The 14,097-nt window shown below is 74.3% G+C and carries 10 protein-coding genes and 1 riboswitch; of the genes, 6 read left to right on the top strand and 4 right to left on the bottom strand.

The features are described 5' to 3' along the window. Positions 1 to 111: 111 nt before the first annotated feature. From ACFWXO_RS10290 to ACFWXO_RS10315, 6 genes are all read left to right on the top strand, one after another. A complete protein-coding gene (locus tag ACFWXO_RS10290) occupies positions 112 to 7,536 on the top strand; it encodes an amino acid adenylation domain-containing protein (protein ID WP_380523147.1) in 7,425 nt (2,474 codons plus the stop codon). After that, positions 7,529 to 7,714: an MbtH family protein gene (locus ACFWXO_RS10295; protein WP_375892016.1), complete on the top strand. Its 186-nt coding sequence runs from the start codon at positions 7,529 to 7,531 to the stop codon at positions 7,712 to 7,714. The genes ACFWXO_RS10290 and ACFWXO_RS10295 overlap by 8 nt, the downstream gene beginning before the upstream one ends. Beyond that, the gene (locus ACFWXO_RS10300) at positions 7,711 to 9,105 is read left to right on the top strand and encodes a DHA2 family efflux MFS transporter permease subunit (protein ID WP_375892014.1); all 1,395 of its coding nucleotides are present in this window, start codon (positions 7,711 to 7,713) and stop codon (positions 9,103 to 9,105) included. Before ACFWXO_RS10295 ends, ACFWXO_RS10300 begins: the two co-directional genes overlap by 4 nt. A 52-nt stretch (positions 9,106 to 9,157) precedes the next feature. Next, positions 9,158 to 9,742 (top strand): hypothetical protein, encoded by a 585-nt coding sequence (locus tag ACFWXO_RS10305; protein WP_375892013.1) that lies wholly within the window; start codon positions 9,158 to 9,160, stop codon positions 9,740 to 9,742. 12 nt (positions 9,743 to 9,754) lie between these two features. Continuing rightward, a complete protein-coding gene (locus ACFWXO_RS10310) occupies positions 9,755 to 10,144 on the top strand; it encodes a Uma2 family endonuclease (protein ID WP_380523170.1) in 390 nt (129 codons plus the stop codon). A gap of 124 nt (positions 10,145 to 10,268) precedes the next feature. Beyond that, on the top strand, positions 10,269 to 10,820 hold the full coding sequence (locus ACFWXO_RS10315; RefSeq protein ID WP_380523150.1) for a YceI family protein: 552 nt from the start codon (positions 10,269 to 10,271) through the stop codon (positions 10,818 to 10,820). Between the two features lie 99 nt (positions 10,821 to 10,919). Here ACFWXO_RS10315 and ACFWXO_RS10320 read toward each other — a convergent pair whose 3' ends face one another. The 4 genes from ACFWXO_RS10320 to ACFWXO_RS10335 all read right to left on the bottom strand — a co-directional run bounded on the left by ACFWXO_RS10320 (position 10,920) and on the right by ACFWXO_RS10335 (position 14,088). Continuing rightward, positions 10,920 to 11,915 (bottom strand): hypothetical protein, encoded by a 996-nt coding sequence (locus ACFWXO_RS10320; protein ID WP_380523151.1) that lies wholly within the window; start codon positions 11,913 to 11,915, stop codon positions 10,920 to 10,922. A 192-nt stretch (positions 11,916 to 12,107) separates the two neighbouring features. Then, a complete protein-coding gene (locus ACFWXO_RS10325) occupies positions 12,108 to 12,965 on the bottom strand; it encodes an MBL fold metallo-hydrolase (RefSeq protein WP_380523152.1) in 858 nt (285 codons plus the stop codon). A gap of 12 nt (positions 12,966 to 12,977) precedes the next feature. Further along, positions 12,978 to 13,037, bottom strand: a riboswitch (guanidine-III (ykkC-III) riboswitch). A gap of 41 nt (positions 13,038 to 13,078) precedes the next feature. Further along, the gene (locus tag ACFWXO_RS10330; protein ID WP_380395837.1) at positions 13,079 to 13,276 is read right to left on the bottom strand and encodes a DUF397 domain-containing protein; all 198 of its coding nucleotides are present in this window, start codon (positions 13,274 to 13,276) and stop codon (positions 13,079 to 13,081) included. Next, positions 13,273 to 14,088 carry a helix-turn-helix domain-containing protein gene (locus ACFWXO_RS10335; RefSeq protein ID WP_380523153.1) on the bottom strand — a complete coding sequence of 272 codons (816 nt, stop codon included), beginning with the start codon at positions 14,086 to 14,088 and terminating at the stop codon, positions 13,273 to 13,275. Before ACFWXO_RS10335 ends, ACFWXO_RS10330 begins: the two co-directional genes overlap by 4 nt. Positions 14,089 to 14,097 lie beyond the last annotated feature (9 nt).

Raw genomic sequence — 14,097 nt, forward strand, 5'->3', positions numbered from 1 at the left:
CTCCGGGATGTCAGGGGCGCGGCCGCACGAGGCCGTTGACCAGATCGTATGAAGTTAGATTAGGCTAACCTAAGTAAGGCGTTCCGGACCCCCCGAGGAGCTCTCCGCACCATGCCCGCCGTCGAAACGCAGCCCGTCGATCAGCAGCCCACCGGGGCCCGGTCCGCCGACGTCCCGCTGCTCGCCGCCCAGGCCGCCGTCTGGTACGCCCAGTCGCTCGACCCCGCCAGCCCGGTCTACAACACCGGCGACGCCGTCGAGATCACCGGACCGCTCGACGAGGAGGCCTTCGAGGCGGCCCTGCGGCAGACCGTGGACGAGGCCGAGGCCCTCGGCGCGGTCGTCGTCACCGGCCCGGACGGCACCCCGCACCAGCGCCTGACCCCCGGTCACCGCTGGCCGCTGCACCGCCTCGACCTGCGGGCCGCCGAGGAGCCGTCCGCCGAGGCCGAGGCCTGGATGCGCGCCGACCTCGCCCGCCCGGCCGACCTCACCACCGGCCCGCTGTTCACCCAGGCGCTCATCCGGCTCGCCGACGACCAGCGGATCTGGTACCGCCGGATCCACCACCTCGCCGTCGACGCCTACGCGTTGACCCTCCTCGGCGACCGCGTCGCCGCCCACTACACCGCCCGCACCACCGGCGCCGACCCCGGCCCCAGCCCCTTCGCCCGCCTCGCCGAGGCCGCCGCCGAGGAGGCCGCCTACCGCGCGGGCGAGGACTACCGCACCGACCGCGCCCACTGGTCCGCCCACCTTGCCGGCGCCGACGCCCCGGCCGTCCTGCCGGGCACCCCCGCCGTGCATCCCGGGGCCGAGCACTCCGGGGCCGAGCACTCCGGGGCCGAGCGCTCCGGGCGGCCCGGGGCCGAGTCGACCCCGCTGCGGCTGAGCGCCACCCTCCCCGCCGGAACCCGCGAGCGCCTGGAGCGTGCCGCCACCGCGGCCCGCGCCACCTGGGCGGAGCTCCTCCTCGCCGCCACAGCCGGCTACCTGCACCGCCTGACCGGCGCCCAGGACGTCCTGCTCGGCCTCCCGCTCGCCAACCGCCGCGGCCCCGCCGCCCTGCGCACGCCCGTCGCCGCCGCCAACGTGCTGCCGCTGCGCCTGGCCGTCCGCCCCGCCGACACCGCCGAGGACCTGCTGCGCCAGGTGGTCCGCGCCTTGCGCACCGCCCGCCGCCACCAGCGCTACCCGCTGGAGGACCTGCGCCGCGACCTCGGCCGCACCGGCGGACGCCGCGCCCTGTTCGGCCCGATGGTCAACATCAAGGCCTTCGAGGCCGACCTCGACCTGGCCGGCCTGCCCGGCGTGGTCCGCAACCTCGCCGCCGGACCGGTCGACGACCTCGCCGTGAACGTCTCGCCCGGCCCCGACGGCGGCCTGCGCCTGCTCCTCGACGCCGACCCGGCCCGCCACGGCGCCGACTCGCTGGCCGCCCACCGCGACGGCCTGCTGCGCTACCTCGACGCCCTCACCGAGCTGCTGCTCACCGACCCGACGACGCCGATCGCCCGGATCGACCTGCTGGACGCCGACGCCCTGCGCCGCGCCACCGAGGGCCGCACCGAACCCCCGGTCGAGCGGACCGTGCCCGAGCTGTTCTCCGCCCAGGCCGCCCGCACCCCGGCCGCCGTCGCCGTCCGCTGCGGCGAAACCGCCCTCACCTTCGGCGAGTTGGAGAGCCGGTCCGACCGCCTCGCCCACCGGCTGCGCGGCCTCGGCGTCCACGGCGGCGCGCCCGTCGCCCTTGCCCTGCCGCGCAGCGCGGACACCCTGGTCGCGATGCTCGCCGTGCTCAAGGCCGGCGGCGCCTGCGTCAGCCTCGACCTGGCCCACCCCCGGCAGCGGCTCGCCGCCGTGCTGGCCGACGCCCGCCCGGTCTGCGCCGTCGGCACCCCCGAGGCGCTCGCCGACCTCGACCTGCCGCCCGGCCTGCCCACCGTACGGCTGTCCGACGCCGAGGCCCCCGGTGCCACCGCGGCCCCTGAGGCCCCCGGGAGCCCCGAGGCGCCCCTGCCGGCCCCGCGCCTCCACGACGCCGCCTACGTGCTGCACACCTCCGGCTCCACCGGCCGCCCCAAGGGCGTGGTCGTCACCCATGCCTCGTTCGCCAACCTGCACGCCGGCCACGGCGAGGACCACATCGCCCCCGCCGTCCGCCGCACCGGCCGCGAGCGCCTGCGCATCGCCCACAGCGCCTCCTTCGCCTTCGACGCCTCCTGGGACCCGGTGCTGTGGATGGTCCACGGCCACGAGCTCCACCTGCTCGACGACGCCACCTACCGCGACCCGGCCGCCCTCGCCGCCCACCTCCACCGCGAGCGCATCGACTACCTCGACCTCACCCCCTCCTACCTCGAAGTCCTCCTCGCCGAAGGCGTGCTGGACGAGGACCGGCACCGCCCCTCGGTGCTCGCGGTCGGCGGCGAGGCCACCCCGCCCGCCCTCTGGCAGCGGCTCGCCGCCGTCCCCGGCCTGCACCCGATCGACCTCTACGGCCCCACCGAGACCACCGTCGACGCCTACGCCTGGACCCCGGGCCCGGACGGCGCCCCGACCGGCAGGGTGGTGCGCGGCTCCCGCGCCTACGTCCTGGACGGCTCGCTGCGCCCCGCGCCCGACGGCGTGACCGGCGAACTGTACGTGGCCGGTGCCTGCCTGGCCCGCGGCTACCTCGGCCGCCCCGACCTCACCGCCGAACGCTTCCTCGCCGACCCCTTCGGCCCGCCCGGCGACCGGATGTACCGCACCGGCGACCTCGCCCGCCGCCGCCCCGACGGCACCCTGGAGTTCCTCGGGCGCGCCGACGACCAGGTGAAGATCCGCGGCTTCCGGGTCGAACCCGGCGAGATCGCCGCCGTCCTCGCCCAACTGCCGGGCGTGGCGCAGGCCGTGGTGATCGCCCGGCCCGGACCGCAGGGCAAGCGACTGCTCGGCTACGTCGTCCCCGCCACCGGTGAACTCCCCGCCGTCGGCGACCACCCCACCGGTGCCGTCCCCGACCCCGAGGCCCTGCGCGCCGCGCTCGCCGCCCGCCTGCCCGCCCACATGGTCCCGGCCGCCGTCCTGCTGCTGGACGAACTGCCGCGCACCGCCCACGACAAGCTGGACCACCGCGCCCTCCCGGAGCCCGCCGCCACCACCCCCGGCGCGGCCGCCGCCACCCCGCAGGAGGAACTGGTCTGCGGGCTGTTCGCCGACGTCCTCGGCCTGCCCGCCGCACCCGGCCGGGAGGAGTCCTTCTTCGACCTCGGCGGCCACTCCCTGCTCGCCGGTCGGCTGGCCGCCCGGCTGCGCGAGACCTTCGCCGCACCGGTCGCCTTCGCCAACGTCTTCCGCCACCCGACCCCGGCCGCCCTCGCCGCCCTGCTCCGGCCCGCAGCGCAGGACGGGCGCCCCGAGGCCGGGCCCGCCGAACCCCGCCCGGCCCTGGTGCCCGCGCCCCGCACCGAGCGGATGCCGCTCTCGCCCGCCCAGCGCGGCCTCTGGTTCCTGCACCGGCTCGAAGGCCCCAGCCCCACCTACAACATCCCGCTCGCCCTCACCCTCACCGGCCCGCTCGACCGCGCCGCCCTCACCCTCGCCCTCGGCGACCTCACCGCCCGGCACGAAGTCCTGCGCACCGTCTACGGCGAGGAGCCGGACGGCACGCCGTACCAGCGGATCCTGCCGCCCGCGCCGGTCGAACTCCCGGACGTCGAGGGCGAGCTGTCCGAGGCCGTCCGGTACGCCTTCGACCTCACCGCCGAACCCCCGCTGCGCGCCACGCTGTTCGGCCACGGGCGCGAGCGGCACACCCTGCTCCTGCTGCTCCACCACATCGCCGGCGACGGCGCCTCCACCACCCCGCTGCTGCACGACCTCGCCGCCGCCTACACCGCCCGGCAGGCCGGGCGCGCGCCCGAACTCGCCCCACTGGACGTCCAGTTCGCCGACCACGTGGCCTGGCAGCGACAGCTGCTCGGCACCGTGGACGCACCCACCCCGCTCGCCGTACGGCAGACCGAGCACTGGCGCACCGCCCTGGCCGGCCTGCCCGACCAACTCGACCTGCCCACCGACCGCCCCCGCCCGCCGCTGGCCGGACACGACGGCGCCACCGTCCCCTTCGCCCTCGGCGCCGAGGCGCACACCGCCCTCGCCGCGCTCGCCCGCGCCACCGGCGGCACCGTGTTCATGGCCGTCCAGGCCGGCCTCGCCGCGCTGCTCACCCGGCACGGCTGCGGCACCGACATCCCCGTCGGCACCCCGCTCGCCGGGCGCGAGGACGAGCGGACCGCCGCCCTGGTCGGCTACTTCGTCAACTCCGCCGTGCTGCGCACCGACACCGCCGGCGACCCGTCCTTCCGGGAGCTGCTCCGGCGCGTGCGCGGCACCGTGCTGGCCGCGCACGAGCACGCCGACCTGCCCTTCGACCGCCTGGTCGAGGAGCTCAACCCGGCCCGCTCGCTCGCCCGCCACCCGCTGTTCCAGGTGATGCTCGCCTGGCAGAGCCGCGCCGACGAACCCCTCGCGCTCGGCGGCGGCCTGACCGCCGAGATCGCCGCGATCCCCAGCGGCACCGCCAAGTTCGACCTCACCCTCAACGCGGGGGAGCGGCCCGGCGGCGGCATCGGCGGCTTCCTGGAGTACCGCACCGACCTCTTCGACCCCGCCACCGCGACCGCCCTCGCGGACCGCCTCACCCGGCTGCTCACCGCCGCCGCCACCGCCCCGGACACCCCGATCGGCCGGCTGCCGCTGATCAGCGCGGAGGAGCGCCGGCGCGCCCTGGTCGAGTGGAACCTCACCCCGTCCGCCGCAGCCGTGCCGACGGCGCCCGTGCCGGCGGCCACCGACCCGACCGCCACCCTGCCCGAGCTCTTCGAGGCCGCGGCCGCCGCCAACCCGCGCGCCGTAGCGGTCAGTTGCGGCGACGACCGACTCGACTACACCGAACTCTCCGCCCACGCCGACCGCCTGGCCCGCCTGCTGGCCGCCCACGGCATCGGCCCCGGCACCATCGTCGCGCTCGCCCTGCCCCGCTCGGTCGACCTGGTCGTCGCCCTGCTCGCGGTCGCCAAGTCCGGCGCCGCCTACCTCCCGCTCGACCCCGACTACCCGGCCGACCGCCTCGCCTACATGCTGGCCGACGCCACCCCCGCCGCCCTGCTCACCGACCGGGCCACCGCCCCCCGGCTGCCCGTCCACGACGTCCCCCGACTCCTGGTCGACGGGCCGGAGTCGGCGCGGTACCCGGCCACCCCGCTCGCCCAGCACGAACGCACCCGTCCGCTGCGCGCCGAGGACACCGCGTACGTCATCTACACCTCCGGCTCCACCGGTCGGCCCAAGGGCGTGCCCGTCACCCACCGCAACGTCGCCCGGCTGTTCAGCTCCACCGACCACTGGTTCGGCTTCGACGCCCAGGACGTCTGGACGCTCTTCCACTCCTACGCCTTCGACTTCTCGGTCTGGGAACTGTGGGGCGCGCTGCTGTACGGCGGCCGGCTGGTCGTCGTCCCGCACCTGGTCAGCCGCGACCCGGCGGCCTTCCTCGACCTGCTCGCCCGCGAGCGCGTCACCGTGCTCAACCAGACCCCGTCCGCCTTCTACCAGCTCAGCGCCGCCGACCGCGACCGTCCCGGCAGCGAACTCGCCCTGCGCTACGTGGTGTTCGGCGGCGAGGCGCTCGAACTCGGCCGCCTCGACGACTGGTACTCCCGGCACCCGCAGGACGCCCCGACCCTGGTCAACATGTACGGCATCACCGAGACCACCGTGCACGTCTCGTACATCGCCCTCGACCGGGCGAGCGCCGCCGCCACCAGCAGCAGCACCATCGGCGTCAACATCCCCGACCTGCGGGTCTACGTCCTCGACCAGCACCTCCAGCCCGTCCCGCCCGGCGTCACCGGCGAGATGTACGTCGCCGGGGCCGGCCTGGCCCGCGGCTACCTCGGCCGGCCCGAACTCACCGCCACCCGCTTCGTCGCCGACCCGTACGCCGGGCTCTTCGGCGAGCAGGGCACCCGGATGTACCGCTCCGGCGACCTCGCCCGGCGCCGCGCGGACGGCGTGCTGGAGTACTTCGGCCGCGCCGACCAGCAGGTCAAGCTGCGCGGCTTCCGGATCGAACTCGGCGAGATCGAAGCCGTGTTGGCCGCCCACCCGGGTGTCGCCGACGCCGCCGTGGTGGTCCGCGAGGACACCCCCGGCGACAAGCGCCTGGTCGGCTACGTCGTGGGCACTTCCCCCACCGCCCCCACCGCCCCCACTGCCCCCACCGCCCCCACCGCCCCCACCGCCCCCACCGCCCCCGCCACCCCCACCACCCCCGCCGCCTCGCCCGAGGACCTGCGCGCCCACGCCGCCGCCGAACTGCCCGCCCACATGGTCCCCTCCGCCGTGGTCCCGGTCGACCGGCTGCCGCTGACCGCCAACGGCAAGCTCGACCGCCGGGCCCTGCCCGCCCCCGAGGCCCCCGCCGCCGGAGCCGGCCGCCCGCCCCGCAGCCCGCGCGAGCAGCAGCTCTGCCAGCTCTTCGCCGAGGTCCTGGGCCTGGAGGCGGTCGGGGTCGAGGACGACTTCTTCGCGCTCGGCGGCCACTCCCTGCTGGTGGTCCGGCTGGCCGGCCGGATCCGCGAGGTGCTCGGCCTGGAGGTCGGCATCGGCGCGCTGTTCCAGGCCTCCAGCGTGGCCGCGCTCGACGCCGCCCTGTCCGAGGGCGCCCCCGGCGCCGACGCCCTGGACGTGCTGCTCCCGCTGCGCCCCACCGCCCCCGGCCGCCGGGCCCCGCTGTTCGCGATCCACCCGGCCGGCGGCCTCAGCTGGTGCTACACCGGCCTGATCCGCCACCTCCCGGCCGACGTCCCCCTCTACGGCCTCCAGGCCCAGGGCGTCGGCGCCGCCACCGTCGGCGAACCGCTGCCCGCGACGATGGAGGAGCTGGCCGCGCACTACGCCGACCGGCTGCGCGAGGTCCAGCCCGAGGGGCCGTACCGGCTGCTCGGCTGGTCCACCGGCGGGATCATCGCCCACGCCGTCGCCGTCCGGCTCCAGGAGCTCGGCCAGCGGGTCGAACTGCTCGCGATCCTGGACGCCTACCCGGCCGAGGGCTTCCGCGAACTGCCCGTCCCGGACCAGGCCGAAGCCCTGGAGGCGCTGCTCACCATGGGCGGCTTCGGGCCCGACGACCTCGCCGGGCAGCCGCTCGAACTCGACTCCGTCATCGAGCTGCTGGGCCGCGAGGGCAGCCCGCTGGCCGGGCTGGACCGGTCCACCGTGACGGCGCTCAACGAGATCTACCTCAACACCAACCACCTGGTGCGCGGCTACGACCACCGCCCCTTCCACGGCGACGTCCGGTTCTTCCGCGCCACCGTCGACACCATCGACGAGACCCTGGTGCCCGAACTCTGGGCCCCCTACGTGACCGGCCGGATCGACAACACCGATGTGGCCTGCTCGCACAAGGACATGACCCTGCCCGCCCCGATCGCGCACATCGCGAGCGTGATCGCCGACCACCTGGAGAACCCCGACCATGAGTGACGCCCCCGCCAACCCCTTCGACGCCGACGGCGAGTTCCTGGCCCTCGTCAACGGCCAGGGCCAGCACTCCCTGTGGCCCGCCTTCGCCGCCGTCCCGCCCGGCTGGGGCGTCGCCCACGGCCCCTGCGCCCGCCCCGACGCCCTCGCCTGGATCACCGCGCACTGGACCGACCTGTGACCCCTCCCGCCGTCGCGTCCCCGGCGCGCCCCCTGCTCGCGGGGCGCGCCGCCGTGGTCGTCGTGTACACCGCCGCGATGTGCATGAACGGCCTCGACTCGACCATCGTCAACCCCGCGCTGTACCGGATCGCCGAGGACTTCGGCCGGCCCGTCCCGGCGGCCAACTCCGTCGAGACCGCCTTCCTGATCGGCCTCGCCCTCGGCCTGCCGGTGGCGGGCTGGCTCGGTGACCGGTACGGCGTGAAGCGGGTCTTCCTCGGCGCGCTCGCCGTCTTCACCCTCGCCTCCGCACTCTGCGCCGCCGCCCCCGGCCTCGGCGCCCTGGCCGCCGCCCGCGCCGTCCAGGGCGTGGCGGGCGGCCTGCTCACCCCGGTCGGCATGACCCTGCTGTTCCGCGCCTTCACGCCGGAGGAGCGCCCGCGCCTGGGCCGGATCCTGATCGTGCCGACCGCCCTGATGCCCGCCCTCGGACCGCCCCTCGGCGGCTTCCTCACCGAACACCTCTCCTGGCACTGGCTGTTCCTGGTCAACCTGCCGGTCGGCATCGCCGCCGTGGCACTCGGCCTGGCCGCCCTGCGGACCGAACCGGAACCCCCGGCCGGCCGCTTCGACACCCGCGGCTTCCTGCTCGCCACCCCGGGCCTCGGCCTGCTCACCTACGCCCTCGGCTTCGGCCCGGCCCACGGCTGGACGGCACCGGCGGTCTGGCTCGGCGGCCTCGCCGGAGCCGCCCTGCTCGGGCTCGCGGTACGCAACCAGCTCCGCTCGCCCGAACCGCTGGTGGACCTGCGGCTGCTCGCCGACCGCTCCTACGGCGCGGCGAGCTGGCTGGCGCTGCTCACCTCGGCCGGTCTGATGGGCGCCCTGTTCGTGCTGCCGCTGCTCTACCAGGCCGCCCGCGGCGCCACCGCCCTGGACGCCGGGCTCAGCGTCTTCCCCGAGGCGATCGGCCTGATGGCCGCCTCCCAGGTGGTCGACCGGCTGCTGCCCAGGCTCGGCCCGCGCCGCCTCGCCCTGCCCGCCCTGCTGCTGGCCGCGGCGATCCTCGCCGCCCTCGGCCTCGCCGAGAACCCCTGGGCCGTACGGGCGTTGATGTTCGCCGTCGGACTGGTGCTGGGCACCGCCGTGCTCACCGTCCAGATCGCCGGCTTCGCCGACGTCCCGCCGCCCGCCATGGGCCGGGCGATGGCCCTCTTCACCATTCTGCGCACCCTCGGCGGCGCCATCGGCATCGCCGCCACCGCCGCCCTGATCGGCGCCCTCGGCGACGGCGCCGACCCCGCCCCCTACCGGCTCGCCCTCGCCGTCACCGCCGCACTGGTCGCCGCCGGAGCCCTCCTCGCCCGCCGCCTCCCGGCCCAGGGCCCACCCCCGCCCCCGGAGGGCTGAGGGGCCCGGAACGCGGCTGCGCCGCAGGTCAGTCCTGGTGCATCATCGGGGGATGACGAACGCTGCCTCCTTCCGCGAGCCCGGCAACTGGCTCGGCGGGTTCTACGAACTGGCCATCGAGGTCGGCCCCACCGGTGACGACGACCGGCTGGCGGCCGCCCTCGCCGCCGTCTGGACCGCAGCGGGCGTCGAGGGCTGCGTCACCGGCCGGGACGCCGAACCCGAGGAGCAGCCGGAGGCCCCGTGCACCCTCGCCTCGCTGGCCGGGACCGGCCATCTCCAGGGCCGGGTCCGGCTGCCGGAGGGGCAGTTGGTGGTGTGCGGGTGCATGGTCGTCCGGGAGGAGGACGGCAGCGACTGGCTCGACTTCTACGTCCCGACCGGCGCCCTGGACGCGGCCGGGGTGCCGGCCCGGGCCGGTCTGATGTCCTACCGGTCGGCCGCCCTCGACGACTGGCTCGCCGCCGTCGCCACCGAGGCCCACCGCACCGTGTCCTTCCCCCTCGCCCTGGTCGGCTGGGAGGTCTCCGGCAGCACCGACGCCGCCACCCTCGCCGGCCGCCCACCGGCCCACCGCACCGTCGGCTACCTCCTCCCGCAGGGCGGCAGCCTCCATTACGCCCAGGCCAACGCCTGACCCCGGGTCCGGCTGGAGGCTCGCCCGTCCGCTCGGTCCGCCGCCGTACGGTGGCCGGAAGTCGGTGCTGTCCGCAATCCCGACCTGACCTACCTGCCGGAGGGCGTCATCGACCTGGCAGGCCACACCATTCCGGCCGAGCTCGCGCTGATCGCGGTCGAGGTCGTCTCCCCGTCCAACCCCGAGAACGACTGGACGGGGAAGGTTCGGGACTACCCGCGGATGGGCTTCCCGCTCTATCTGATCATCGACCCGCGTCAGAAGTCAGTGACCCTGTTCTCGGAGCCGAACCGAGACCGCTACCACACCCGTACCGAGCGGGAGTTCGGCGAGACGATCCGGATCCCCGAGCCGTTCGGCTTCGAGCTGGACCTGGCGCGGCTGGTCCCGTACCGGGACTGAGAGGCTTCACCCGTTGGCGGGAACTTGGCACGGTGGTGCCGCGCGGCGGGCGGGGTGATACTGCATTGGGCTGACACCTTGCAAGCTGACGCCCGGACCCCGGGCCACCCCTTGGAGGTACCTGATGACCGTTTCGCTTCCCGAGCTCACCGGGGACTACGTCCTCGACCTCGCGCACTCCCGGATCGGCTTCGTCGCCCGGCACGCCATGGTGACCAAGGTGCGGGGCGCGTTCGGGCAGTTCGAGGGCACCGCGCACCTGGACGGCGCCGATCCGACGCGGTCGACCGGCCAGGTGGTGATCAAGGCCGAGAGCATCGACTCCGGAGTCGAGCAGCGCGACCAGCACCTGCGCACCAACGACTTCCTGGACGCCCCCAACTTCCCGGACATCACCTTCCGTTCGACCTCGGTCGAGGCCAAGTCCGACACCGACTACCGGGTCACCGGTGACCTCACCATCAAGGACACCACCCGCCCGGTGGCCATCGACTTCGAGTACACCGGCAACGCGGTGGACCCGTACGGCAACTTGCGGGTGGGCCTGGAGGGTTCGGTGACGATCAGCCGCAAGGAGTTCGGCGTGACCTGGAACGCGGCGCTGGAGGGCGGCGGCGTGCTGGTCGGCGACAAGGTGGTGCTGGAGTTCGACATCTCCGCGATCAAGCAGAGCTAGCGAGGCGGAGAGAGGCGAGGCGAGCCGGCGCTCCCTCCCGAACACCGTCCGGGAGGGAGCGCCGACTCAGTTCCGAGCCGGAGCCGCCGCGGCTTCGGCTCAGCCGAAGAGGGTGTCGTGGACGGTGGCCATCCGCGCCTGGGCGGGGTGCCTCTTGACCCAGTCCGTGATGTTGTTCACCGCGACGTCGGTGTCGGTCTCCTTGCGGTAGTCCGAGAGCCGGGATCCGGCGATCACGCCGTTGACCCCGATCTCGCCGAGCATCCGTGCCGCGCAGTCGGCACCGTCGGGTGAGGAGCCCATGGTCCAGGCGAAGACGCCGGCGATGTTCCCCGCCTCACGGTTGGCGACGCTGTCCCTGAGCCCCGTGACCTTGTCGCCGTTGGTCTTCATGCAGGTCCCGGTCAACGTGGCGAAGACCGCCGAACCGTCGGTGGCGAACCGGTGCCTGGCGGGGATTCCGCCGCCCTCCCTGGAGAAGGTGTCGCGCACCTGCGCGTAGGTGCCGGTCACGGCCGTCGACTCCAGGGGGTCCAGGTTCTGCTTGAGCGCGTTCCAGGCGGCGTCACTGCTCGACGAGTAGGGCACCTCGTACATCACCCTGATCCCGGCGGCCAGCAGTTTGTCGCGGACCAGGCCTCGCAGGGTGCTGATCTGGGCGGGCTGGTCGCCGTCGGTGGACGACTTGATGTCGACCCACACGGCCGCGAGGTTCTTGCCGCTGCGCCGGGCGTTGGCGAGTGCGTCGAATACCGCGCCGGTGCGTTTCCGCTTGATGTTGACCGGGTCGACGCTCTCCGACGCCGGGTTGCCGGGGTCGCAGGAGACCCACTGCCTGGTGCCGCCGCACGCGCCGGAGACGTTGAACGCGGCATCGACCTCGACGCCGTTGTAGCCGGCGGCGAGGGCGTTGTCGACCTGGTCGGCGGAGTTCAGGTTGTGGGCGAAGACGTAGATCGGGCGCGGGGGATGCGGGGCGGCCGGGGCCGAGGTCACGGGCATCGCGGTGAGGAGGACCGCGGTGATGCCGACCGTGGCGTGGCCACCACCCCGGAGGCGGCGCAGGCTGCGGGAGACCCGCTCGGATCGTGCCATGAGAGGACACTCCTTCCTGAGGGGTATACGTCCTGTTCATGTCAAGTTCGGGAGTGAACGGCTCCGCGGGATGTGCTCGGCGGGATGTGACGCAACTATGCCGAGCGGTCGTCAGGCGTGCAAGACCACCGATACGGGCCAGCCGTCAGCACCCGCGCCGGCCCACCCGGGCCGGCGTGACCGCCCGGCCCCTCAGTCGTTGGGGCAGAGGATCAGGTCGTCCAGCGCGTGCCGCCGCGGCCGGTCACCGAGTTCGGCGAGGGCGGCGCGGATGCGGTGCAGGTGGTCGACGGTGAGCTGGAGCGGGGGTTCGTCGGGCTGGTGGGTGGTGCGGATCGGGTAGTCGACGCCGGGTTCGCGGGTCATCTCGATGTGGCAGCCGAGGACGTACGTGACGGGCCGCTCCCGGGTGAACGCGATCAGGCGCTCGATGCTGCGGCCGAAGGCGGGCCAGTCGTCGATGTAGAGCCGGCCGGGGTAGACGGTGTCGCCGGTGAGCAGGAAGCCCGTCCACGGGTCGTAGTAGGTGACGGCGGCCGGGTGGTGGCCGGGGGTGGCCAGGCATTCCAGGACCCGTCCGCCGCCGAGGTCGACGCGGGCGGTGGCCTCCGGGTCGTGGTCGAAGCCGAAGTACGCCCAGGCGGTGGGCCGGTCGGCGCCGACCAGGGCGGTGTCCGGCCGGTCGGCGAACTGCCCGTCCCCCGCGACGTGGTCGCCGTGCGGGTGGGTGTGCAGGACCAGCAGCGGGTAGTGGTCGCGGGGGTTGCGGGCGAGCCACTGCGCGATCAGGCCGTCGACGGTCGCCCGGAGCGGGAAGTACGCGGGCTCGGCGGTCGCCCCGGTGTCGATGAGGACCGCCCGGTCCGCCCCGAAGAGCAGGAACAGGAACGGCGCCTCGTAGTGCACCGCCTTGTTCTGCCGCAGGATGACGGTGTTCTCGTCGTACGGGTGGACCTGGATCTCCGGGTCCGCGTCGTGCTTCGCGGACGGCGAGCCGTGGATCCACGGCACGTCCAGCGGACGGGCGATCGGTGCGTCGGCGGCGGTCATGACGACTCCCTGGGTGCGTCGTCTTGGCGGGCCGGGTACGGCGCACATCTCGTCCGGGGCGGGCGCCGTCGCGCTGCCGCCCGTGACGCTAGCACGAGGCCCGGCCAGCGGCCTCAGCCGACGTGGCGAGGAACGTTTCGGGTGAACTCGATGAAGTCGGCCCAGGCCCCAGGGGCGAAGGCGAGTTGAGGGCCGGACTTGTCCTTGGAGTCGCGGACGTGGATTGTGCCCTCGGCGTGAGCGATCTCGATGCACGAGCCGCCCTCGCTCCCGCTGTGGCTGGACTTACGCCAAGTCAACTCGCTACTCACTGGTCCTCCACCAACGCGTTGATGAACTCGGCCGACTTCTCCGGAGTGAGAGCCTGCCGAAGGATCCTTTCATGGCGTTGACTCAGGAACTGCACCTTGTCGGTGTCCGCGTGGAGCATCCCGGCTGCTTGGCCCTCCTCGTAGGCGAGCCGCTCGTGTTCCGGCAAGTCCAGGAGAACGAACGGTCCTTCCAGGCCAGGGTGGAAACCGACCGAGGGAACGATCTGGATGGCCACGTTGCGCTGCCTGCCGATGACGAGGAGGTGCAGCAACTGCTCGACGTGGGCTTCCTCCGTGCTGAGTCGGCGGTGGAGGACGTTCTCCTCGATCACGAAGTTGAACGCCTTGCTCTGGACCTTCAGCAACTCCTGACGCTCAAGGCGAGCGGCCACCCGTACCGCAACGGTCTCGTCGTCCAGCGGGGGCCAGCGTCCGTCGATGACGGACTTGGCTGTTGCGGCGGTCTGTAGCAAGCCAGGGAAGAGCTGGTTCTCGTACCAGTTGATGACCACCGCCTCCCCTTCGTTGCGAATGTAGTCCTCAGCGAATCGCGGATACTTCTCGGGCTTCAAGTAGTCCGCCCCTGCCAGCAGGATCCCCTTCGCGCCGCACATCTCGTCCGCCGCCTGCAGCAGGTGCAGCGACGGTTTGCGCCGCCCGGCCTCCATCGATCGCAGGCTCTCGTAGCTGTAGCCGGCCTCGGTCGCCAGGGCCTCGCGGCTGACTCCGGCGCGGGCGCGCCAGAGCTTGAGCTGGTCACCGCAGTACTGCCATGACATCGGCGGCGGCGTGGCGGACGAGGACGCGTTCATCGCTGACCC

This window comes from Kitasatospora sp. NPDC059088, from assembly GCF_042738155.1.
Taxonomy (GTDB): Bacteria; Actinomycetota; Actinomycetes; order Streptomycetales; family Streptomycetaceae; genus Kitasatospora.